Source organism: Nocardioides sp. NPDC101246 (assembly GCF_044767415.1).
Taxonomy (GTDB): domain Bacteria; phylum Actinomycetota; class Actinomycetes; order Propionibacteriales; family Nocardioidaceae; genus Nocardioides.
Map to the genome: position 1 here is coordinate 18,689 of NZ_JBIWNX010000016.1, position 22,203 is coordinate 40,891.

Annotated in this window: 21 protein-coding genes; all 21 read left to right on the forward strand. The window is 68.2% G+C overall.

The window, feature by feature from the left end:
- Window positions 1-16: 16 nt before the first annotated feature.
- The gene (locus ACIRON_RS25065; protein ID WP_402996565.1) at window positions 17-1,081 is read left to right on the forward strand and encodes a hypothetical protein; all 1,065 of its coding nucleotides are present in this window, start codon (window positions 17-19) and stop codon (window positions 1,079-1,081) included.
- 209 nt (window positions 1,082-1,290) lie between these two features.
- Window positions 1,291-1,647: an NADH-quinone oxidoreductase subunit A gene (locus ACIRON_RS25070; RefSeq protein ID WP_091043014.1), complete on the forward strand. Its 357-nt coding sequence runs from the start codon at window positions 1,291-1,293 to the stop codon at window positions 1,645-1,647.
- Between the two features lies 1 nt (window position 1,648).
- The gene (locus ACIRON_RS25075) at window positions 1,649-2,203 is read left to right on the forward strand and encodes an NADH-quinone oxidoreductase subunit B family protein (protein WP_091043013.1); all 555 of its coding nucleotides are present in this window, start codon (window positions 1,649-1,651) and stop codon (window positions 2,201-2,203) included.
- Window positions 2,200-2,838 carry an NADH-quinone oxidoreductase subunit C gene (locus ACIRON_RS25080; RefSeq protein WP_402996568.1) on the forward strand — a complete coding sequence of 213 codons (639 nt, stop codon included), beginning with the start codon at window positions 2,200-2,202 and terminating at the stop codon, window positions 2,836-2,838. Before ACIRON_RS25075 ends, ACIRON_RS25080 begins: the two co-directional genes overlap by 4 nt.
- Window positions 2,835-4,148: an NADH-quinone oxidoreductase subunit D gene (locus tag ACIRON_RS25085; protein WP_402996570.1), complete on the forward strand. Its 1,314-nt coding sequence runs from the start codon at window positions 2,835-2,837 to the stop codon at window positions 4,146-4,148. Before ACIRON_RS25080 ends, ACIRON_RS25085 begins: the two co-directional genes overlap by 4 nt.
- A complete protein-coding gene (nuoE, locus tag ACIRON_RS25090) occupies window positions 4,145-4,891 on the forward strand; it encodes an NADH-quinone oxidoreductase subunit NuoE (RefSeq protein ID WP_402996572.1) in 747 nt (248 codons plus the stop codon). Before ACIRON_RS25085 ends, nuoE begins: the two co-directional genes overlap by 4 nt.
- The gene (nuoF, locus tag ACIRON_RS25095) at window positions 4,884-6,197 is read left to right on the forward strand and encodes an NADH-quinone oxidoreductase subunit NuoF (protein ID WP_402996574.1); all 1,314 of its coding nucleotides are present in this window, start codon (window positions 4,884-4,886) and stop codon (window positions 6,195-6,197) included. Before nuoE ends, nuoF begins: the two co-directional genes overlap by 8 nt.
- 76 nt (window positions 6,198-6,273) lie before the next feature.
- A complete protein-coding gene (locus ACIRON_RS25100; protein WP_402996576.1) occupies window positions 6,274-8,469 on the forward strand; it encodes an NADH-quinone oxidoreductase subunit G in 2,196 nt (731 codons plus the stop codon).
- Window positions 8,466-9,761 carry an NADH-quinone oxidoreductase subunit NuoH gene (nuoH, locus tag ACIRON_RS25105; protein ID WP_402996578.1) on the forward strand — a complete coding sequence of 432 codons (1,296 nt, stop codon included), beginning with the start codon at window positions 8,466-8,468 and terminating at the stop codon, window positions 9,759-9,761. Before ACIRON_RS25100 ends, nuoH begins: the two co-directional genes overlap by 4 nt.
- Window positions 9,758-10,297, forward strand: coding sequence for an NADH-quinone oxidoreductase subunit NuoI (gene nuoI, locus ACIRON_RS25110; protein WP_402996580.1), 540 nt, complete (start codon window positions 9,758-9,760; stop codon window positions 10,295-10,297). The genes nuoH and nuoI overlap by 4 nt, the downstream gene beginning before the upstream one ends.
- Window positions 10,294-11,010, forward strand: a complete 717-nt coding sequence (locus tag ACIRON_RS25115) for an NADH-quinone oxidoreductase subunit J (RefSeq protein ID WP_402996582.1) — start codon at window positions 10,294-10,296, stop codon at window positions 11,008-11,010. Before nuoI ends, ACIRON_RS25115 begins: the two co-directional genes overlap by 4 nt.
- Window positions 11,007-11,312 (forward strand): NADH-quinone oxidoreductase subunit NuoK, encoded by a 306-nt coding sequence (gene nuoK / locus ACIRON_RS25120; RefSeq protein ID WP_008356449.1) that lies wholly within the window; start codon window positions 11,007-11,009, stop codon window positions 11,310-11,312. The genes ACIRON_RS25115 and nuoK overlap by 4 nt, the downstream gene beginning before the upstream one ends.
- Window positions 11,306-13,171 (forward strand): NADH-quinone oxidoreductase subunit L, encoded by a 1,866-nt coding sequence (gene nuoL / locus ACIRON_RS25125; RefSeq protein ID WP_402996585.1) that lies wholly within the window; start codon window positions 11,306-11,308, stop codon window positions 13,169-13,171. Before nuoK ends, nuoL begins: the two co-directional genes overlap by 7 nt.
- Window position 13,172: 1 nt before the next feature.
- Complete coding sequence (locus ACIRON_RS25130) at window positions 13,173-14,594, forward strand: NuoM family protein (RefSeq protein ID WP_402996587.1); 1,422 nt, start codon at window positions 13,173-13,175, stop codon at window positions 14,592-14,594.
- Between the two features lie 4 nt (window positions 14,595-14,598).
- The gene (gene nuoN, locus ACIRON_RS25135) at window positions 14,599-16,143 is read left to right on the forward strand and encodes an NADH-quinone oxidoreductase subunit NuoN (RefSeq protein WP_402996766.1); all 1,545 of its coding nucleotides are present in this window, start codon (window positions 14,599-14,601) and stop codon (window positions 16,141-16,143) included.
- Complete coding sequence (locus ACIRON_RS25140; protein WP_402996589.1) at window positions 16,140-17,153, forward strand: polyprenyl synthetase family protein; 1,014 nt, start codon at window positions 16,140-16,142, stop codon at window positions 17,151-17,153. Before nuoN ends, ACIRON_RS25140 begins: the two co-directional genes overlap by 4 nt.
- Window positions 17,154-17,334: 181 nt before the next feature.
- Window positions 17,335-18,252: an EamA family transporter RarD gene (gene rarD, locus ACIRON_RS25145; protein WP_402996591.1), complete on the forward strand. Its 918-nt coding sequence runs from the start codon at window positions 17,335-17,337 to the stop codon at window positions 18,250-18,252.
- Window positions 18,253-18,407: 155 nt separating this feature from the next.
- Window positions 18,408-19,484 carry a sulfate ABC transporter substrate-binding protein gene (locus ACIRON_RS25150; RefSeq protein ID WP_402996593.1) on the forward strand — a complete coding sequence of 359 codons (1,077 nt, stop codon included), beginning with the start codon at window positions 18,408-18,410 and terminating at the stop codon, window positions 19,482-19,484.
- A gap of 7 nt (window positions 19,485-19,491) precedes the next feature.
- Complete coding sequence (gene cysT, locus ACIRON_RS25155; protein ID WP_402996595.1) at window positions 19,492-20,343, forward strand: sulfate ABC transporter permease subunit CysT; 852 nt, start codon at window positions 19,492-19,494, stop codon at window positions 20,341-20,343.
- The gene (locus ACIRON_RS25160) at window positions 20,336-21,178 is read left to right on the forward strand and encodes a sulfate ABC transporter permease (protein WP_402996597.1); all 843 of its coding nucleotides are present in this window, start codon (window positions 20,336-20,338) and stop codon (window positions 21,176-21,178) included. Before cysT ends, ACIRON_RS25160 begins: the two co-directional genes overlap by 8 nt.
- A gap of 13 nt (window positions 21,179-21,191) precedes the next feature.
- Window positions 21,192-22,169 (forward strand): sulfate/molybdate ABC transporter ATP-binding protein, encoded by a 978-nt coding sequence (locus tag ACIRON_RS25165; protein ID WP_402996599.1) that lies wholly within the window; start codon window positions 21,192-21,194, stop codon window positions 22,167-22,169.
- The last annotated feature ends 34 nt before the right edge of the window (window positions 22,170-22,203 follow it).

A 22,203-nucleotide genomic window follows, 5' to 3' on the forward strand; every position in this document is an offset into this window, starting at 1 on the left:
GTCGAGGAGGCCGTTGGTGGACATGGACGTGGTGCCGGGTTCGGTGACCGGGTGGACCGTCACGGCTGAGGATCAGCGTCGGCTGGGTCGGGCCTTCACCGGCCTGCGACTGCGAAGTATGGGGTTCTGGTTCGCCGCGCTGGTGCTGCCGCCGATGGTGGTGGGGACACTCTGGTTCGCGTGGCCATTCTCAGCGTGGAGCCCCGTCGGTGACCCCTTCCGGGTGGCGACGGCGGCGATCTGCGGAGGCACGATTCTCGTGGTTCAGCTGGTGGTTCCGCTGTGGACAGTGCGACGTGCTGTGCGGCGTGAGTTCCCGGTCGGGGCGGTGCTCACGGCATGGGCGACAGCGAGCGGTCTGGGCGTACGCACGTCCACTCGGATGACCTTCTACCCCTGGTCGCGGCTCACCCGCGCCGACGTCGGTCCGGTCTTGGTGAGGTGCCGGCAGCCGTTCCGGAGGTATCTGATCCCGTCCTGTCTCCCGGCCGGACCGGACGAACTGGCAGGATCGATCGACTTCCCGGCCGCTCTCGTCGGCCCGGTGATCCGACGCGAACTGGAGGCGGCGGGCACCCGAGGGCCTGCGAAGACGCCGCTGCTGGGAGTACGCATCGAAATCGACCGCGCCATGCGGAGGAGGCTGGTCCGAGCCTGGCTGCTGGCGCGGTTCGGACTCCTGTCCTGGTTGACGCCGGCAGTCTTCAGCCTCAACGTGGTGCTCTTCCTGGCCACAGGGTTCTATCGAGGTGCGATCTACTGGGCGGTGCTCATCGGGATGGGCCCGCTGATCCGGCTGTTCGGCGGCGAGGGGCGGATGACGGGGATGTACCCGCTCGGCGCCACGATCGTCGGTTCGGTGGGGGAGTCGCTCGAGATCCAGGGGCCGTGGGGAAGCGTCGCCTGGCACCACGGATGGCTGAAGCTGCGCCGGATGACCAAACACACGGTGACGTACGAAGTGACCCAGCTGAACGCCGACGGAAGTCCCGCCGAGTTGAGCAACGGCGAGAAGCGGATCGTCGTGATCCCTCGCGCCTTCCTCGACACGCCGACACCGGCAGTCGGCGCCGAAGTCTGACCCGCCACAACCCCGCCATGGCGTGATTCTGCAAACGTTTGCCGCCGGATGCGCCAGCACTTTCCTGCCATGGCGGGAAAGTGCCGCGCGCCATTTCACCAACCCACTTGCAATCCGTCACAGGAGTGGCAGGATGTGAGTTGGCCCACATTGTGATTCTATTCACAAAGTCTCAATCTGGGGTGGGCCGGCTCAGGGTAGGAGGCGAGATGGAGCTCTACGTGCCGGTGCTCGCGTTGGCGGGACTGGCGACGCTCTTCGCGGTCGGGTCGGTGGTCATGAGCTCGGTCGTGGGACCGAGTCGCGCCAACCAGGCCAAGGCGGATCCCTACGAGTGTGGGATCGAGGCCACGCCACAGGCGTTGGGCGGTCGCTTCCCGGTGAAGTACTACATCACCGCGATGCTCTTCATCATCTTCGACATCGAGATCATCTTTCTCTACCCGTGGGCCGTCAGGTTCGACGCGATGGGCTGGTTCGGCCTCGCGGAGATGGGCCTGTTCCTGCTGACGGTGTTCGTGGCGTACGCCTATGTGTGGCGCCGCGGCGGATTGGACTGGGACTGACATGGGTCTCGAAGAAAAGCTCCCGAGTGGGGTTCTGCTCACGACCGTCGAGGGCCTGGCGGGCTACTTCCGCAAGGCCAGCCTCTGGCCGGCGACGTTCGGACTGGCCTGCTGCGCCATCGAGATGATGACGAGCGGCGGCCCGAAGTACGACCTCGCCCGTTACGGCATGGAGGTCTTCCGGGCGAGCCCGCGGCAGGCCGACCTGATGATCGTGGCCGGCCGGGTGAGCCAGAAGATGGCGCCGGTGCTGCGCCAGATCTACGACCAGATGCCCGAGCCGAAGTGGGTGCTCGCGATGGGCGTCTGCGCCAGCAGCGGCGGGATGTTCAACAACTACGCGATCGTCCAGGGCGTCGACCACATCGTGCCCGTCGACATGTATCTCCCCGGCTGCCCGCCGCGTCCCGAGATGCTGATCGACGCGATCCTCAAGCTCCACGACAAGATTCAGGGCACCTCGCTGGGCGTCAACGCCGAGCACGAGGAGGTCGCCAACGAGACCGCGGCGCTGCGCCAGCTGCCGCTGATCGACCAGACGGGACTTCTGCGGTGAGCGACCAGAACAGCGGCCAGAACAGTGGCATGTTCGGGGTGGCGGACACCGGTGACACCAGCGGCTACGGCGGTCTGACCCGCCAGCACGCGATGCCGAGCCGTACCAGCGACGTCGGTGTGCAGCCCTACGGCGGCTGGTTCAAGGAGATCGCCGACGCTCTTGCCTTCACCGAGGCGGAGGCGGTCATCCACCGCGGCGAGCTGACCTTCCACGTACGCCGCGAGCGGCTGCTCGAGGCCCTGCAGCTGCTTCGCGACGAGCTGCGCTTCGAGCTCTGCTCGGGGGTCTCCGGGGTGCACTACGTCGATGACCAGGGCAAAGAGCTGCACGCGGTCTACCACCTGCTCTCGATGACGTACAACCGTCGGGTGCGGGTGGAGACCACGGCTCCCGACGAGGACCCGCACGTGCCGAGCGCGGTGGCCGTCTACCCGACGCTCGACTGGCACGAGCGCGAGACCTACGACATGTTCGGGATCGTCTTCGACGGCCACCCCGGACTGACCCGGATCCTGATGCCCGACGACTGGCCGGGCCACCCGCAGCGCAAGGACTACCCGCTCGGAGGGATCCCGGTGGAATACAAGGGCGCGACGATCCCGCCGCCGGACACCCGGAGGAGCTACTCATGACGACCACCGAAGATGAGGGACGTACGTTCACCGTCACCGGGCAGGACTGGGACGAGCTGACCGACGCCCTCAAGGACGTCAAGGACGAGCGGATCGTCGTCAACATGGGCCCGCAGCACCCCTCGACCCATGGGGTGCTCCGGCTGATCCTCGAGCTCGAGGGCGAGACGGTCACCGAGGCGCGTGCCGGGATCGGTTACCTGCACACGGGCATCGAGAAGAACATGGAATACCGGTCCTGGACGCAGGGGACCACGTTCGTCACCCGGATGGACTACCTGTCCCCGATCTTCAACGAGACGGCGTACGTCCTCGGGGTGGAGAAGCTGCTCGGCATCGGTGCCGAGGTGCCGGAGAAGGCCGAGGTCATCCGGGTCCTGCTGATGGAGCTCAACCGGATCTCCTCCCACCTGGTGGCGATCGCGACCGGCGGCATGGAGCTCGGCGCGCTGACCGTGATGACGATCGGGTTCCGCGAGCGTGAGCTGTGCCTGGACCTGTTCGAGTTCATCACCGGGCTGCGGATGAACCACGCCTACATCCGCCCCGGCGGCGTCGCCCAGGACGTGCCGGAGGGCACCGTCACGCGGGTGAGCGAGTTCATCGAGCTGATGAAGAAGCGCCTGACCGAGTACGCGGCGCTGTGCAACGCCAACCCGATCTTCAAGGGCCGCCTCGAGCAGGTCGGCTACCTCGACCTCGAGGGCTGCCTCGCGCTCGGGCTCACCGGCCCGATCCTGCGAAGCACCGGTTATCCGTGGGACCTGCGCAAGACCCAGCCCTACTGCGGCTATGAGGACTACGACTTCGAGGTCATCACCTGGGACACCTGTGACTCCTACGGGCGGTTCCGGGTGCGGCTGGCCGAGATGTGGGAGTCGCTGCGGATCATGGAGCAGGCGCTCAAGCGGCTCGCCGACCTCGACGGTGCGCCGGTCATGGTCGCCGACAAGAAGATCGCCTGGCCCTCGCAGCTCTCCGTCGGCCCCGACGGCCAGGGCAACTCCCTCGACCACATCCGCCACATCATGGGCGAGTCGATGGAGGCGCTGATCCACCACTTCAAGCTGGTGACCGAGGGCTTCCGGGTGCCGGCCGGCCAGGCGTACGCCGCGATCGAGTCGCCGCGCGGAGAGCTCGGCGCCCACGTGGTCAGCGACGGCGGCACCAAGCCCTACCGGGTCCACTTCCGGGACCCGTCGTTCACCAACCTTCAAGCCACGAGCGTGATGTCCGAGGGCGGCATGGTCGCCGACGTGATCGTGGCGATCGCGTCCATCGACCCGGTGATGGGAGGCGTCGACCGATGACGCTTGCTGCTGAGACCTACGACGAGCTGCGCGAGATCGCCGCTCGCTACCCCCAGGCCCGCTCCGGCCTGCTGCCGATGCTCCATCTGGTGCAGTCGGTCGAGGGTCGGGTCACTCCCGAAGGGATCCAGGCCTGCGCCTCGGTCCTGGGGCTGACTCCCGCCGAGGTGAGCGGGGTGGCGACCTTCTACACGATGTACAAGCGTCATCCCGTCGGCACCCACCACGTCGGCGTCTGCACCAACACGCTGTGCGCGGTGATGGGCGGCGACGAGATCTTCGCCTGCCTGCGCGAGAAGCTCGAGGTGGGCAACGACGAGACCACCGCCGATGGTGCGATCACGCTCGAGCACATCGAGTGCAACGCGGCCTGCGACTACGCGCCGGTGGTGATGGTCAACTGGGAGTTCTTCGACAACCAGACCCCGGAGTCGGCCTCGCAGCTGGTCGACGACCTGCGTGAGGGTCGCGAGGTCGTGGCCTCGCGCGGTGCGCGGATCACGAGCTGGCGCGAGGCCGAGCGGGTTCTCGCCGGCTTCGAGGACGGGCTCGTCGACGAGGGTCCCGCTGCCGGAGCGGCATCGCGTGTCGGGCTGGAGCTCGCCCGCGAGCGCGGCTGGGCAGCGCCCGGCGATGCCCATGGTTCCGCCGACGTACCGGAGGAGCTGCCCGCGGCCGTCGAGGTGGCCGACACCCATCGCGCCGAGTCGGAGACGATCGCCGAGGAGGCGTCCGATGACTGACACCCTGACCCCGGTGCTGACCGCCAACTGGGGCGACGAGCGGGCGTGGACGCTGCCCGCCTACGCCGAGCAGGGCGGCTACGACGCGCTCGATGTCGCTCTGGAGATGGCCCCCGAGGACGTACAGACGATGGTCAAGGACTCCGGGCTCCGCGGTCGCGGTGGCGCCGGGTTCCCGACCGGGGTGAAGTGGGGTTTCCTGCCGGCCCCCGACCCCGAGAACCCCAAGCCGCGTTACCTGGTGGTCAACGCCGACGAGTCCGAGCCGGGCACCTGCAAGGACATCCCGCTGATGATGGCCTCGCCCCACACCTTGGTCGAGGGCGTGATCATCTCCTCCTACGCCATCCGCGCGGAGCGTGCCTTCATCTACGTACGTGGCGAGGTGCTGCACGTGATCCGGCGGCTGCGCGCCGCGGTGCGCGAGGCCTACGAGGCCGGCCATCTCGGCACGAACATCCACGGCTCCGGCTACGACCTCGAGCTGGTCGTGCACGCCGGTGCCGGGGCCTACATCTGTGGCGAGGAGACCGCGCTGCTCGACTCCCTCGAGGGGCGCCGCGGTCAGCCGAGGCTGCGGCCGCCGTTCCCGGCCGTCGCCGGTCTCTACGCGAGCCCGACCGTGATCAACAACGCCGAGTCGATCGCCTCGGTGCCCGCGATCGTGAAGAACGGCGCCGACTGGTTTGCCGGCATGGGCACCGAGAAGTCGGCCGGCGTCGGGATCTTCTCGCTCTCCGGTCACGTCAAGAAGCCGGGGCAGTACGAGGCACCGCTCGGCATCACGCTGCGCAAGCTGATCGAGCTGGCCGGAGGCGTACGCGAAGGGCACGAGCTCAAGTTCTGGACCCCGGGTGGCTCCTCGACCCCGTTGTTCACCCAGGAGCACCTGGACGTGACGTTGGACTTCGAGGGGGTGCAGGCGGCCGGCTCGATGCTCGGCACCCGCGCGCTGCAGATCTTCGACGACACCGTCTGCGTAGTGCGCGCGGTGCTGCGGTGGACGGAGTTCTACAAGCACGAGTCGTGTGGCAAGTGCACCCCGTGCCGCGAGGGCACCTGGTGGCTGGTGCAGGTGCTGGAGCGGCTGGAGAAGGGCGACGGGAAGCCCGAGGACCTCGATCTGCTGCTCGACCAGTGCGACAACATCCTGGGCCGCTCGTTCTGCGCGCTCGGTGACGGCGCGACCAGCCCGATCACGAGCTCGATCCAGTACTTCCGGGACGAATACCTGGCCCATCTGGAGCAGGGTGGCTGTCCCTTCGACGCCAAGAAGTCGACGGCATGGGCGGAGGACGTTCAGTGAGCGAGCGTCAGCGAGCGACGGTAAGGCTCATGCCGCCGCTTCCGTATTCTTCGACTATCTCTACGGAGGCGGCGGCATGACCGATGTGACCGTCAAGATCGACGGACATGACGTGACCGTGCCCGAGGGCACGCTGGTGATCCGGGCGGCCGAGGAGGCCGGGATCGAGATCCCGCGCTTCTGCGACCATCCGCTGCTCGCGCCCGTCGGCGCCTGCCGGCAGTGCCTGGTCGACATCCCCGACGCCGGCAACGGCCGCGGCTTCCCGAAGCCGCAGGCCTCCTGCACGATCCCGGTCGCCGAGGGCATGGTGGTGGAGACGCAGAACTCCACGGCAGTGAAGGCCCAGCACGGGATCATGGAGTTTCTCCTGGTCAACCACCCGTTGGACTGCCCGGTCTGTGACAAGGGCGGCGAGTGTCCGCTGCAGAACCAGGCGATGTCCCACGGCCAGGGTGAGACCCGCTTCGAGGGGACCAAGCGGACCTTCCCGAAGCCCATCAACCTCTCGCCCAACGTGCTGCTCGACCGTGAGCGGTGCATCGTCTGCCAGCGCTGCACCCGCTTCGCCGCGGAGATCCCGGGCGACCCGGGGATCGCGCTGATCCAGCGCGGCGCGCAGCAGCAGATCGGCATCGCCGAGGACAAGCCGTTCTCGTCCTACTTCTCCGGCAACGTCATCCAGATCTGCCCGGTGGGCGCCCTGACCTCGGACGACTACCGGTTCCGGGCTCGGCCGTTCGACCTGGTCTCGACGCCGGGTGTCGCCGAGCACGACGCCTGCGGCGCCGCGATCCGCATCGACCACCGCCGTGGCAAGGTCATGCGCCGCCTGGCCGGCAACGACCCGGAGGTCAACGAGGAGTGGATCTCCGACAAGGACCGCTTCGGCTTCCGCTACGCCGTTCGTGACCGGCTCACCTCGCCGATGGTCCGTGAGGACGGCGAGCTCCGGCCGGCGTCCTGGCTGGAGGCCGTCGCCGTCGCCGCCGCCGGGCTGGCAGGTGCCGGCTCCGTCGGTGTGCTGCCCGGTGGTCGCCTGACGCTGGAGGACGCGAAGGCGTACGCCGCCTTCGCGCGCGACACCCTGCGCACTCCCCACATCGACTTCCGCTCGCGGCCGCTGTCGGAGGAGGAGACGGGCTTCCTGCGCTCACGGGTCGCGGGGACCTCGGTCACCTACGCCGACCTCGATGCTGCCGACCACGTCGTCCTGGCCGGCCTCGAACCCGAGGACGAGGCCGGGACGCTCTTCCTGCGGTTGCGCAAGGCGAACCGCAAGGGTCTGCGGATCACCACCCTCAGTCCGTACGCCTCGGAGGGCTCCCGCAAGCTCGGAGCCGAGGTCGTCCTGACCGCTCCCGGTGCCGAGAAGGATGCGTTGTCGCAGGTCAGCAGGGTCACCGAGGCTTCGGTGATCCTGGTCGGCGAGCGGCTGGCGACCAGCCCCGGCGCCTATTCCGCCGCTGCTGAGCTCGCCGACCGCACCGGCGCGAAGCTCGCCTGGGTGCCGCGCCGTGCCGGCGACCGGGGCGCGGTGGAGGCCGATCTGCTCCCGGGCGAGGGTGGTCTCGACGCCGACGCCATCGTCCGCGGCAACCTCGGCGCACTGCTGGTCGCGGGCGTCGACCCCGACGACACCGCCGACCCCGCCGCCTTCCTGGCCGCCCTCGACCAGGCCGGCTTCGTGGTCAGCCTCGAGCAGCGGGTCACCGCGGTGACCGAGCGCGCCGACGTCGTACTCCCTGTCGCCGCCGCCTCGGAGAAGGCCGGCACCTTCGTCACCTGGGAGGGCCGCCGCCGCCCGTTCGCCCAGGTCTTCGACAAGCCCGCGGCCTACTCCGACGCTGAGGTCCTCGGGCACATCACCGCCGAGTTCGCACTTGTGGACGCCGAGTCCGCAGAAGTGGCGGACGAAAGTGTCGAATCGTCACCCACAACTACCGATTCGGCTGCAACAACTACCGATTCGGCGGGGGTTCGGCTGGCGACCTGGCGCCTGATGCTCGACAACGGGACGCTGCAGAGCGGCGACAAGGCGCTGGCCGCGACCGCGCGACCGGCGTTCGTACGCATCCCTGCCGCGCTCCACGAGAAGCTCGGTGACGTCGTGACGATCATCGGGGACCGGGGGAGCTGGACGCTCCCGGCGATGGCGGCCGAACTGGCCGACAACACCGTGTGGGTGCCGACGAACAGCTTCGGGCGAGGCGTCTGGGCGGATCTGGCCTCACCGGGCTCGACCGTCACCATCGAGGGAGCGCAGCAGTGAACGGGCTGGAGCAGTTCGGCCAGGACCCCTGGTGGATCATCGCGATCAAGGTCCTGCTCGTCTTCGTGGTCTGCGTCGTGCTGACGCTGTTCAACATCTGGTGGGAGCGCAAGGTCGTGGCCCGGATGCAGCACCGCATCGGGCCCAACCGGCACGGACCGTTCGGTCTGCTCCAGTCTCTCGCCGACGGCGTGAAGCTGGCGCTGAAGGAGGACCTGACGCCGGAGAAGGCCGACAAGATCGTCTTCATCACCGCGCCGGTCCTGGCCTGTGTGCCCGCGTTCGTGACGTTCTCGGTGATCCCGTTCGGGCCGGAGGTCAACTTCTTCGGCGTACAGACGCCGTTGCAGCTGACCGACATGCCGGTCGCGGTGCTGTTCGTGATGGCGATCGCCAGCATCGGCATCTACGGGATCGTGCTGGGCGGCTGGGCCTCGGGCTCGACCTACAGCCTCCTCGGGGGACTGCGAAGCAGCGCCCAGATGATCTCCTACGAGGTCTCGATGGGGCTCGCCCTCGTCACCGTCTTCCTGATGGCCGGCAGCCTGTCCACGAGCCAGATCGTCGCGGCCCAGGAGGACTGGTGGTTCGGCGCCCTGCTGCTGCCGTCCTTCCTGATCTACTGCATCTCGATGGTCGGCGAGACCAACCGTGCGCCGTTCGACCTCCCCGAGGCCGAGGGTGAGCTGGTCGGTGGGTTCCACACCGAGTACTCCAGCCTGAAGTTCGCGCTCTTCTTCCTGGCCGAATACATCAACATGGCCACCGTCAGCGCGCTCGCCACCACGCTGTTCCTCGGCGGCTGGCGGGCCCCGCTCGGCCTCGGCACGGTCTGGGCCGGCGCCAACGAGGGCTACTGGCCGGTGCTGTGGTTCTTCCTGAAGATGTTCTTCTTCATCTGGATCTTCATCTGGCTGCGCGGCACGCTCCCGCGGCTGCGCTACGACCAGTTCATGTTCCTCGGCTGGAAGGTGCTGCTGCCGGCGAGCCTCGCCTGGATCGTCGTCGTCGCGGTGATCAAGATGGCCGCGATCGAGGGCGGCTTCAGCCCCAACTGGATCCTCTTCGGCTTCGGCCTGGCCGTCACGGTGGTCGTCGTGCTCGGCTTCCTCAACCGGCTTCCGGAGAAGGAGGCCCAGGTCACCACACCGACCGGCGGTTTCCCCACGCCCACCCTGCCGCAGGGCGGGGCCGTGCGGGGTGCCGCGCAGCCGCTGGTGTTCGGACCGCCGGCTGTGCCGACAGCCACCAACGGCGTACGCATTCTTCCCTCTCCTGAGGAGGCCAAGTGAGCAACGACGACCGCTCGTTCAAGGAGCGTTTCTGGGACCCGGTCAGCGGGTTCGCGGTGACGTTCGGGACGCAGTTCAAGAAGCCGGTCACCGAGCAGTACCCACAGCAGAAGGAGCCGACCGAGGAGCGGTTCCACGGTCGGCACCAGCTCAACCGGCACGCCGACGGGCTGGAGAAGTGCGTCGGGTGCGAGCTGTGCGCGTGGGCCTGCCCGGCCGACGCGATCTACGTCGAGGGTGCGCCCAACACCGAGGAGGAGCGCTACAGCCCCGGCGAGCGCTACGGCCGCGTCTACCAGATCAACTACCTGCGCTGCATCCTCTGCGGGCTGTGCATCGAGGCCTGCCCGACACGGGCGCTGACGATGACCAACGAGTACGAGCTCGCCGACACCTCTCGCGAGAGCCTGATCTACGAGAAGCAGGACCTGCTCGCGCCGCTCGAGGACGGGATGGAGGCGCCTCCGCACCCGATGTTCCTCGGCAACGACGACACCTCCTACTACGCACCGGAGCCCAAGGAGCGCGTCCAGTGAGCTTCGTGATCCTCGCCTCGGTCACGGTGATCGCGGCGGTGGGCCTCCTGTTCGCGCGCAAGCCGGTCCACGCCGCGCTGTCGCTGGCGGTCGTGATGATCGGCCTGGCGATGATCTACGCGACGCTGGAGGCGCCGTTCCTGTTCGCGGTGCAGATCGTGGTCTACACCGGCGCGATCCTGATGCTGTTCCTGTTCGTGATCATGCTGGTCGGCGTCGATACCTCCGACAGGCTCAAGGAGACGATCGCGGGGCAGAAGGTGCTCGCCGTCGTCCTCGGGGTCGCGCTGGGCGCGACGCTGATCGCGGGCATCGGCCAGGCGAGCATCGCCACGATGCGCGGGCTGGCCAGCGCCAACGAGGGCGGCAACGTACAACGCCTCGCCGACCTCCTCTTCTCGCGCTACGTGATCGCCTTCGAGGCGACCAGTGCGCTGCTGATCACCGCCGCGATCGGCGCGATGGTGCTGGCCCACCGCGAGCGGATCGACCCGAAGCAGAGCCAGACCGATCTGGCCCAGAAGCGGGTCGCCGACTACGCGAAGAGCGGCAAGCACCTCGGCCCGCTGCCCCCACCGGGCACGTTCGCGCGGCACAACAGCAACGACACCCCGGCGCTGCTGCCGGACGGGTCGCAGAGCACGAAGTCGGTCCCGGCGATCCTCGCCGGAGGCAACTCGAACGGATCGGCTGACGAGGGGCAGGGCGAATGACAGACAACACCACGGCGTACGTCATCTTGTCCGCCATCCTCTTCACGATCGGCACGATCGGCGTGCTGACCAGGCGAAACGCGATCGTCGTCTTCATGTGCGTCGAGCTGATGCTCAACGCGGCCAACCTGGCCCTGGTGGCGTTCAGCCGGATGCACGGCAACCTCGACGGGCAGGTGACCGCGTTCTTTGTGATGGTCGTCGCGGCCGCTGAGGTGGTCGTCGGGCTGGCGATCATCATGACCATCTTCCGCACCAGAAACACGGCTTCGGTCGACGAGCCAAGGATGCTCAAGTGGTAAATCCTGTCGAGGCCAGCGGCGTCTTCACGCTGATCTGGCTGGTCATCGCGCTGCCCCTCGCCGGTGCTGCCCTGATCCTGATCGGGCGGCCGCTGGCCCCGGCGCTCTTCGACCGGGTGGGGCACTGGCTCGCGGTCGGGCTCGCCGGAGCCTCCTTCGTGCTCAGCGTGGTCCTCTTCATCGCCGCCCTCGGCCGCGACGAGGAGAGCCGGCAGGTCGTCCAGCACCTCTACACCTGGTTCGACACCGGCTCCCTCGATGTGGGCTTCGACCTGCTCTACGACCAGCTCTCCAGCCTGTTCCTGCTGCTCATCACCGGTGTCGGCACGCTGATCCACATCTACTCGGTCGGCTACATGGCCGACGACGAGCGGCGCACCCGATTCTTCGGCTACCTCAACCTCTTCCTCGCCGCGATGCTGATGCTGGTGCTGGCGGAGAACTACGTCGGCCTCTTCCTCGGCTGGGAGGGCGTCGGCCTGGCGTCCTACCTGCTGATCGGCTTCTGGCAGTACAAGCCGTCCGCGGCCGCCGCCGCCAAGAAGGCCTTCGTGATGAACCGCGTCGGCGACATGGGCCTGAGCCTGGCGATCGCGCTCTGCTTCGTCACCTTCGGGTCGACGTCCTTCACCGCGATCGACATCAGCGACACCACCACGACCACCCTCAACTGGCTCGGCATCCTGCTGCTGATCGGAGCCTGCGGAAAGTCCGCCCAGGTGCCGCTGCAGGGCTGGCTGCTGGACGCGATGGAGGGCCCGACCCCGGTCTCGGCGCTGATCCACGCGGCGACGATGGTGACCGCGGGCGTCTACCTCATCGTCCGGAGCAGCGCGATCTTCGACGCCGCCGAGGCCGCCTCGACCGCCGTCGTGGTCGTCGCTCTGGTGACGATCATCTGGGGTGCCGCGGTCAGCTGTGTGAAGGACGACATCAAGAAGGTCTTGGCCGGCTCGACGATGAGCCAGATCGGCTACATGATGCTCGCCGCCGGGCTGGGCGGGCCGGGCTACGCCTTCGCGATCTTCCACCTGCTCACCCACGGCTTCTTCAAGGCCAACATGTTCCTGGGTGCCGGGTCGGTGATGCACGGCATGAACGACGACGTGAACCTCAAGCACTACGGCGCCCTGAGTCGGGCGATGCCGGTCACGTTCCTCACCTTCTCGATGGGCTACCTGGCCATCATCGGGTTCCCCGGGTTCGCCGGCTTCTGGTCCAAGGACAAGATCCTCGAGGTCGCCTTCGCCGACAGCTGGCTGGTCGGCACCATCGCCCTCCTGGCCGCCGGTGTGACCGCGTTCTACATGACCCGCCTGATGATGCTCGCCTTCTTCGGCCGCAAGCGCTGGCCCGAGGGCGTACATCCGCACGAGTCGCCGCGGATCATGACCGGTCCGCTCGTCGTCCTCGCGGCGCTGTCGGTCCTCGGTGGCGTCTTCGCGCTCGGCGGCTGGATCGAGCACTGGCTCGAGCCGGTGGTCGCGATGGGCCACGTCGAGCACCACGGCCCGCTCCCGGTCTGGGCGACCTCCGTCCTCGCGGTGCTGGTCGTCGCGATCGGGGTCGCGGCCGCCGGGTTCGTCTTCGGACGTCGCCCGGTCACGACCGCGCCGACTCCCTACCTGCCCGTCCCGCACGTCGAGGACGTCGTGGTGCCGCCCGGGATGGCGGTCGTCCGCGGCACTCTCGCGACCGACAAGTACGCCGTCGACGGCCTGATGAGCGGTGGCCCGATCGCCCTCGCGGCGATCGCCGGTGAGCTCCGCAAGGCACAGACCGGCTACGTACGTTCGTATGCCCTCTCCGTCCTCGGTGGCACGGTTCTCGTTGCCCTGGCCCTGATCGTGGTGAGCTGACTTGCTGACAATCCTCGTCCTCGTCCCGTTCGCGGGTGCGCTGATCACCGCGGTGATGCCGGCGCGGCCCAAGGCGTGGGCTTTCGGCTTCGCGCTCGCCACCCTGATCGCCGGCATCGTCACGATGTTCACGGCCCCCGACACCGATCTCGTCTGGATCGAGCCGCTCGGCGTCCACTGGGCGCTCGAGATGGACGGCTTCGGCAAGCTGATGGTGATGCTGACCGTCGTCCTGGTGCCGCTCGTGATGGTCGCGGCGGTCAAGGACCACGACAAGCGGTGGTACGCCTGGGCGCTGGCCCTGGAGGCCTTCGCGCTGCTCACCTTCACCGCCGGCGATCTCTTCCTCTTCTACATCGCCTTCGAGGCGACGCTGATCCCGGCGTACTTCATGATCGGCCAGCACGGTGGACCCAACCGGGCCCGGGCCGCGCTCAAGTTCCTGATGTTCCAGCTCGGCGGCGGGCTGGTGCTGCTCGGTGCGCTGATCGGCTTCTTCGTGGTCTCCTCGGAGGCCGGTTCGCCGTCCTACCTGATCAGCGACCTCGCCCAGCTCGACATCGGCACCAACGCCGAGCGCTGGATCTTCGTGGCGATGTTCATCGCGTTCGCGGTCAAGGCGCCGCTGTTCCCGGTGCACACCTGGCTGGCCGACACGACCGAGCAGGCGACCACGCCGACCTCGGTGCTCCTGGTGTGCGTCCTCGACAAGATCGGCACCTTCGGCATGATCCGGCTCTGCCTGGGTCTGGTGCCGGAGGCGTCCGCCTGGGCGACGCCGGTCGTGGTGGTGCTGGCGCTGATCTCGATCGTCTACGGCGCGGTGCTGGCGATCGGGCAGGACGACCTGCTCCGCCTGATCGGTCTGACCTCCCTGTCGCACTTCGGGCTGATCACCCTCGGCATCTTCGCGGCGACCCGCGAGGGCCTGGTCGGGGCGATGCTCTACATGGTCAACCACGGTGTCGCGACCGCGGCGATGTTCCTGATCGCCGGCTTCCTGATCGCCCGCAAGGGCACGGCCTCGATCTCGTCGATGCGGGGGCTGGAGAAGGCGACCCCGGTGCTCGCCGGCTCGTTCCTGATCGCCGGTCTGGCGACCGCCGGTCTGCCCGGCCTGAGCCAGTTCGTCTCCGAGATCCTGGTCCTGATCAGCGCCTTCGACTACCACTGGCTGGTCGGTGTCATCGCGGTCAGCGCGATCGTGCTCGCCGCGATCTACGTGCTGTGGGCCTACCAGCGGATCTTCACCGGACCCGCTCAGCTCTCCAGACCGGTCTCCGACCTCGACCGGCGGGAGATCGGCGTCGTCGCTCCTCTTCTCGTCGCCCTTCTCTTCTTCGGCTTCGTCCCCGGACCGCTGATCTCGGCGGCGTCGCCGGTCGTGGAGCCTCTCGTCAATGTGATCCAGGCAGGTGAGTGACGCGATGTTCGAGTCCCCCGGAATTTCGTACGCCACCCTCTGGCCGGTCCTGCTGGTGCTGGCCGTGGCGTGCGCCGGTGTCGTGGTCGAGGCCTTCGCGCCGCGCGCCGCGCGGTTCAACACCCAGGTCTCGCTGGCGTTGGCGGGTCTGGTCGCGGCGCTCGCCGGGACCGTCGCCGTCGGCGCCGGTTCCAGCCTCGGTGCCTCGACGGGTGAGGGTGCCCTCATCGTCGACGGTCCGGGGGTCTTCTCCCAGGGGCTGGTGCTGCTGGTCTCGCTCGGCGGCGTCGCGCTCTTCGCCGAGCGACGTCTCGACAACGGGGTGAGCGCCTTCGCCGGTCAGGCCGCGGCCCTGCCGGGCACACCGGCCGAGCGCACCGCCTCCCAGCGGGGACTGGAGCACACCGAGGTCTACCCGCTGATGATGTTCGCGGTCGGCGGGATGATGCTCTTCTGCATCTCCGGCGACCTGCTGATGCTCTTCGTGGCCCTCGAGGTGCTGTCCCTGCCGCTCTACCTGCTGACCGGCCTGGCGCGGCGTCGCCGGCTGCTCTCCCAGGAAGCGGCGCTGAAGTACTTCCTGCTCGGCGCGTTCTCCTCCGGCATCTTCCTCTACGGTCTCGCCCTGGTCTACGGCTTCGCCGGGTCGATGTCGCTGGCTTCCATCGGAGACGTGGCGGCCGAGGAAGGCTCCAGCCCGCTCCTGCTCCTCGGGATCGGCCTGATGGCCGTCGGCCTGCTCTTCAAGACCGGCGCGGTGCCGTTCCACTCCTGGACCCCCGACGTCTACCAGGGCGCCCCGACACCGGTCACCGCCTGGATGAGCGCGGCCACCAAGATCGCCGCGTTCGCCGCGATGCTCCGGCTCTTCTACGTCGCCTTCGGCGCGGAGGGCGACATCTGGCGTCCGGCGATCGGCGTCATCGCGGTGCTGACGATGCTGCTGGGCGCTTCCTTTGCGGTGGTCCAGACCGATGTGAAGCGGATGCTCGGCTACTCCGCCGTCGCTCACACCGGCTTCCTGCTGACCGGCCTCCTCGGTGTGCAGACCGACGCCTTCGGCTCCACCCAGGCGGTGCTCTTCTACCTGACCGCCTACGGGTTCGCGACCCTCGGCGCCTTCGCGATCGTCTCCCTGGTGCGAGGGCCCAACGGCGAGGTCGGCTCGCTGGAGCGCTGGGCCGGCCTGGGCCGGTCCAACCCGTGGGTCGCGGCGACCTTCGCCGTCTTCCTGCTGTCGATGGCCGGGCTGCCGCTGACCGCCGGATTCATCGGAAAGTGGGGCGTCTTCGCCGCCGCGCTGGGCGCCGGTCAGTGGCCGGTCGTCGCGGTCGCGATCGGCTCGAGCATCATCGCGATCTTCTTCTACGTCCGCATGATCATGGTCATGTTCTTCACCGACCCGCGTGAGGATGCGGCCGCGGTCGTGACCCCTTCGTACGCCACCACCGTCGTGATCGCACTGAGCGCTGTCGCCACCGTCTTGTTGGGTGTAATTCCGGGCCCTGTGCTCAGCCTGTTGGTGGATGCGGGAGGATTCATCGGGTGAGCACCAGCGCACCCACCGACCGAGCCCCTGAACTCGCCCTCCCGATCACCGATCCCGAGCTCGAGCAGCGGCTGCGCGCTCGGATGGCGATCGTGGAGGAGAAGCTGGCGGGTTACGCCCGCAGCAGCTCCCCGTTCGTCACGGAAGCGGCGTCGCATCTGTTGGAGGCCGGCGGCAAGCGGTTCCGGCCGCTGCTGGTGCTGCTGGCCGCCGAGTGTGGCCCGGACACGCTCTCCGACGAGGTCATCACCGCCGCCTGCGTCGTCGAGCTCACCCACCAGGCCTCGCTCTACCACGACGACGTCATGGACGAGGCCCTCCTGCGCCGCGGTGAGGACACCGCCAACGCCCGCTTCGACAACCACGTCGCCATCCTGACCGGCGACTTCCTCTTCGCCCGCTCCTCGTCGCTGACGGCCGAGCTGGGCCCGGAGGCCGTACGCATCCAGGCGGCCACCTTCGCGAAGCTGGTCGAGGGCCAGATCCTCGAGGGTGTCGCGCCCGCCGAGGGTGTCGACCCGGTCGACCACCACCTCGAGGTGCTGGCCGGGAAGACCGGCGTCCTGATCGCCACCTCGGCGCTCTACGGTGCGCTCTTCGCCGGGGCCGACAAGTCGATCCAGGACGCGCTGATCGCCTACGGCGACATCGTCGGTGTCGCCTTCCAGCTCTCCGACGACATCCTCGACATCGCCTCGGACGAGTCCGGCAAGACCCCGGGCACCGATCTACGCGAAGGTGTCCCCACGCTCCCTGTCCTGCTGGCCCGCCGTTCCACCGACACTGGCGACGCTCGGCTCCTGGAACTGCTCGACAGCGACCTCACCGACGACGCGGCTCTGGCCGAGTGCGTCACCCTCCTCCGCGCCCACCCGGCGCTGGCCGAGGCTCGCGACTACGTCCAGGCCCGCGCCGAGGAGGCCAAGGCCGCCCTCGCGCCACTCCCCGAGGGCCCTGTCCGCAAGGCGCTCGAGGCCTTCGCCGACATCGTCGCCGTCCGCTCCGTCTGACCGGACCAGCCGAGGCGTCACCTACGTCGGCCGAGGCGTCACCTACGTCGGCCAAGTTGGCACGTACGCCGGCCGAGTTGGCGCCCACGTGCCAACTCGGCCGACGCGAGTGACGTCTCGGCAGGTCTCGACCTTCGGCCTCGGGTAAAGAAGTGCATACCCGGAGCGGTAACGTAAGGCTGTGAGTGAGCAGCGGCGTGGAGTGATGTTCGGCGCCGCGGCGTACGTCATGTGGGGTGCGTTCCCGCTCTACTTCCCGCTCCTGGAGCCGGCCGGAGCCTGGGAGATCCTGGGACACCGGATCCTGTGGTCGCTGGTGGTCGCGGCGGCGCTGGTGCTGATCGTGGGGCGCCGCAAGCAGGTGGCGGCGATCCTGTGCGACCGGCGCAAGCTCGTGCTGCTGACCGCGGCCGCCGCGGTGATCTCGATCAACTGGGTGACGTACATCTGGGGCGTCAACAACGGGCGGATCGTGGAGACGAGCCTGGGCTACTTCACCAACCCGCTGGTCACGATGCTGATGGGCGTGATCATCCTGCGCGAGCGGATGCGGAAGCTGCAGTGGGTGGCGCTCGGGATCGCGTTCGTGTCCGTCATCGTGCTCACCATCGACTACGGCCGGCTGCCGTGGGTCGCCCTGATCCTGGCGTTCTCGTTCGGCACCTACGGGCTGTTGAAGAAGAGCGCCGGGGTGGGTCCGTTCGAGTCGCTGGCCGTCGAGACCGCCGTGACCGCGCCGTTCGCGGTCGCCCTGATCGTCGCTCTCCAAGCCACCGGGAACGGCACGCTCGTCGGCCACGGCGTCGTGCACGTACTCCTCCTGATCAGCCTCGGCATCATCACCGTCGTGCCGCTGGCCTGCTTCGGTGCGGCCGCCATCCGGGTGCCGATGGTGACGATCGGGCTGCTCCAGTACCTCGCGCCGATCCTGCAGTTCGCCGTCGGCGTCTTCATCGCCCACGAGGCGATGCCTCCCGGCCGTTGGGCCGGTTTCGCGATCGTCTGGATCGCGCTGATCATCTTCAGCGCCGAGGCTGTTCACCACCGCCGCAAGGTCCTGCGCGCGAGCGTCGCCCCGCTGAGCACCACCGGCGCCTAGCCGAGACGTCACTCAGGTCGGTCGAGACGGGCGGGGTGTCGTCCAAGGATCGGACCGATCGTGTGTTTTCACATTCAGTCGGTTAATTCAAGTATTCTCCTCGACATTCGTAACCCGATCGACCTTGACTCGGCAGGGCAGAAGTGAGGAACCAGATGAAGAAGATCAAGGTTGCAGTGGCATTGGCCGCTGCGAGCATCCTGACCTTGACCGCGTGCGGTGGCTCCGGCGGCGACAGTGACGCGGAGTCGATCTCCATCGTCGGCTTCGCCGTCCCCGAGACGGCCAACAAGGCGATCGCCAAGGAGTTCAACAAGACCCCCGAGGGCGAGGGCGTCACCTTCGAGACCTCCTACGGCGCCTCGGGCGACCAGAGCCGTGCGGTCGAGTCGGGTCTGAAGGCCGACTACGTCCACCTGTCCGTCGGCACCGACGTACAGCGCCTGGAGAAGGCCGGCCTCGTCGACGCGTCCTGGGACGACGGCGACAACAAGGGCATCGTGTCGAGCTCGATCGTCGTGCTCGGTGTCCGTGAGGGCAACCCGAAGAACATCCAGGGCTGGGATGACCTGATCAAGCCCGGCGTCGGGGTGGTCACGGCCAACCCGGCCTCCTCCGGCGCCGCGCGCTGGAACGCGCTGGCCGCCTGGGGCTCGGTCGTGAAGAACGGCGGCACCGAGGAGGAGGGCAAGGCGTACCTCGACAAGCTCTTCAAGAACGTCGTCACCCTGACCAACTCGGGCCGCGACGCCACGACCGCCTTCCTCGGCGGCACCGGCGACGTGCTGCTCGCGTACGAGAACGAGGCGATCCTCGCGGCTCAGCAGGGCGAGGGCTTCGACTACATCATCCCGGACTCCACCGTTCTGATCGAGAACCCCGGCGCCATCCTCAAGGACTCCTCCAAGCCGTCCCAGGACTGGCTCGACTTCGTCCTCGACCCCCAGGGCGGTCAGAAGCAGTTCGCGCTGACCGGATTCCGCCCGGTCAACACCGCCGAGCCCGGCGTCGTCGACTGGGACGCGATCGGCCTGAAGCCCGAGGACATCAAGGGTGCCAAGGACCCGGCCGACCCGTTCCCGGCTCCGAAGCAGCTGCTCACCCTGGAGAACGACTTCGGCGGCCGCGACTGGTCGGGCGTCAAGGAGAAGCTCTTCGGCACCGGTGAGGACGGCGAGGAGCTCGGCATCGTGACCGACTCCATCGCCAAGTCCGGCAAGGCCTCGCAGTAGTCCGGTCATGACGACAACCATCCCTACGGCCGGGCCGGCTGCCCCACGTCCGACACGTCGCAGCCGGCCGGCCACCACTCTGACAAGGACCAGCGGCATCGGGCTCGGCATCACGATGCTCTGGTTCAGCCTGCTCGTCCTCATCCCGCTGGTGGCGGTGATCATCACCGCCTCCAGCGGCGGCTGGTCCGCCTTCGCCGACCAGCTCACCAACGAGCAGACCGCGTCGGCGATCCTGCTGACGATCCGTGCGGCGATCGTGGTCACCCTGATCAACGTCGTCATCGGCACGGTCATCGCCTGGGTCCTGGTCCGTGACAAGTTCTGGGGCAAGGGCCTGCTCGAGGTGATCATCGACATCCCGTTCGCACTGCCGACAATCGTCGCCGGCCTCGTGCTGCTCTCCCTCTACGGCGCCGAGTCACCCCTCGGCCTGCACTGGGCGAACACGTCGACGTCGGTCTACCTCGCCCTCGCGTTCGTGACGCTGCCCTTCGTCGTACGCATGGTGCAGCCCGTCCTCGAGGAGCTGGACGCCGACGTGGAAGAGGCCGCGGCCTCTCTGGGGGCCTCCCGGTTCACCACGTTCTGGCGGATCATCCTGCCCTCGCTGACCCCGGCCATCGCGGCGGGCGCGGCACTCTCCTTCGCGCGCGGGATGGGGGAGTACGGCTCCCTGGTCCTGCTCTCGGGCAACCTGCCGTTCAAGTCCGAGGTCGCCTCGGTGCGGATCCTGTCCGCGATCGAGAACGACAACCCGGAGGGCGCGGCCGCGATCGCGGCGATGCTGCTGGCAGTCTCGCTGGCCGTCATCGTCGTCCTCGACCTGGTCCAGAGGAGGATGGTCCGCCGTGGCTGAGACCCGTCGTGCTCCGCGCACCCCGTTGACGTACGTCCTCCGCATCATCGTCATCGCCTACCTCGGGCTGCTGGTGGCCTGGCCGGTCGTCCTGGTCGCCTGGAACGCCTTCCACGTGCCCGATGTCGGGTTCACGACCGAGGCGTTCACCGAGATCTTCAACGACCCGCAGATGATGCATGCGATCCAGTTGACCTGCGTGGCCGCGGTCGTCGCGACGCTGATCAACCTGCTCTTCGGGGTCTCGATCTCGCTGCTGCTGGTGCGTACCGAATTTCCCGGCAAGCGCGTCCTGAGCGCGATGATCGACCTGCCGCTCTCGGTCTCGCCGATCGTCGTGGGCCTCGCGCTCGTGCTGGTCTACGGCGGCCGCGACGGCTGGTTCGGGCCGACGCTCGAGTCGGCCGGGATCCAGGTCATCTTCTCGACGCCCGGCATCATCATGGCGACCGCGTTCGTGTCGCTGCCGCTGGTGATCCGCGAGGTCATCCCGGTGCTGGAGGAGATCGGCACCGAGCAGGAGCAGGCCGCCGCGTCGCTGGGCGCAGGCAGCTGGCAGACCTTCTGGCGGATCACCCTCCCGGGCATCAAATGGGCCGTCATCTACGGCGTCGTGCTCACCCTGGCCCGCTCGCTGGGCGAGTTCGGTGCGGTCAAGGTCGTCTCCGGCAACGTGCTCGGCCAGACCCGCACCGCCACCCTCGCGGTCGAGGAGAAGTACCTCAACTTCGACCAGCAGGGCGCGTACGCCGTCGCCTTCCTCCTGGCCAGCGTCTCGGTCATCTGCATCCTCATCGTCTTCGTGCTGCGCGCCCGCGGTGCGCGCGTACGGTGAAAGGACACATCCCATGAGCATCGAAGTAAGTGGTGTCAACAAGCGTTACGGCGACTTCGTGGCGCTGGAGGACATCAACCTGACCATCCCGACCGGGCAGCTGACGGCCCTGCTCGGGCCCTCCGGCGGCGGCAAGACCACGCTGCTGCGGGTCATCGCCGGGCTGGAGACCCCCGACACGGGCACGATCAGCATCGAGGGCGTCGAGGCGACCTCGCTGCCGGTCCAGAAGCGCAACGTCGGCTTCGTCTTCCAGCACTACGCCGCGTTCAAGCACCTCTCGGTGGCCAAGAACGTCGCCTTCGGGCTGGAGATCCGCAAGCGTCCCAAGGCCGAGGTCGCCAAGAAGGTCGGGGAGCTGCTCGAGCTCGTCCACCTCTCGCAGTTCGCCAACCGCCTGCCCTCGCAGCTCTCCGGCGGCCAGCGACAGCGGATGGCGTTGGCGCGAGCGCTCGCGATCGAGCCGTCCGTGCTGTTGCTCGACGAGCCGTTCGGGGCCCTGGACGCGAAGGTACGCAAGGAGCTGCGTGACTGGCTGCGACGGCTCCACGACGAGGTGCACGTGACCACCGTCTTCGTGACCCACGACCAGGAGGAGGCCCTCGAGGTCGCCGACGAGATCGTGGTCGTCAACCAGGGCGGCATCGAGCAGATCGGCACCCCCGAGCAGCTCTACGACCAGCCCGCCAACGACTTCGTGATGTCGTTCCTCGGCGACGTGACCACCCTGGGCGGTTCCTTGATCCGGCCCCATGACGTCGAGGTGACCCCGTCCCCGATCTCCGAGCACTCGCTCGAGGGCACCATCTCGCGCGTCCTGCGGATCGGGTTCGAGGTGCGCCTCACGGTTCTCACCGACGACGGTGAGGTCGTGACCGCCGAGCTGACGCGTACGCATGCCCGGGCTCTACGGCTCGAGGAGGGCGCCAACGTGTTCGTCACGCCGACGCCGGGGGCGTACACGATGCCGGCGCCTTCGCCGGCGGCGTAGGGGCTGTTCCTTCGTCGAGGTATGCAGGAAAAGG

Bases quoted from the DNA above. Each gene is read 5' to 3' on its own strand.
- ACIRON_RS25070 (WP_091043014.1), top strand. From the start codon at position 1,291: ATGGAGCTCTACGTGCCGGTGCTCGCGTTGGCGGGACTGGCGACGCTC.
- ACIRON_RS25075 (WP_091043013.1), top strand. From the start codon at position 1,649: ATGGGTCTCGAAGAAAAGCTCCCGAGTGGGGTTCTGCTCACGACCGTC.
- ACIRON_RS25085 (WP_402996570.1), top strand. From the start codon at position 2,835: ATGACGACCACCGAAGATGAGGGACGTACGTTCACCGTCACCGGGCAG.
- nuoE (WP_402996572.1), top strand. From the start codon at position 4,145: ATGACGCTTGCTGCTGAGACCTACGACGAGCTGCGCGAGATCGCCGCT.
- nuoF (WP_402996574.1), top strand. From the start codon at position 4,884: ATGACTGACACCCTGACCCCGGTGCTGACCGCCAACTGGGGCGACGAG.
- ACIRON_RS25100 (WP_402996576.1), top strand. From the start codon at position 6,274: ATGACCGATGTGACCGTCAAGATCGACGGACATGACGTGACCGTGCCC.
- nuoK (WP_008356449.1), top strand. From the start codon at position 11,007: ATGACAGACAACACCACGGCGTACGTCATCTTGTCCGCCATCCTCTTC.
- nuoN (WP_402996766.1), top strand. From the start codon at position 14,599: ATGTTCGAGTCCCCCGGAATTTCGTACGCCACCCTCTGGCCGGTCCTG.
- ACIRON_RS25150 (WP_402996593.1), top strand. From the start codon at position 18,408: ATGAAGAAGATCAAGGTTGCAGTGGCATTGGCCGCTGCGAGCATCCTG.
- cysT (WP_402996595.1), top strand. From the start codon at position 19,492: ATGACGACAACCATCCCTACGGCCGGGCCGGCTGCCCCACGTCCGACA.
- ACIRON_RS25165 (WP_402996599.1), top strand. From the start codon at position 21,192: ATGAGCATCGAAGTAAGTGGTGTCAACAAGCGTTACGGCGACTTCGTG.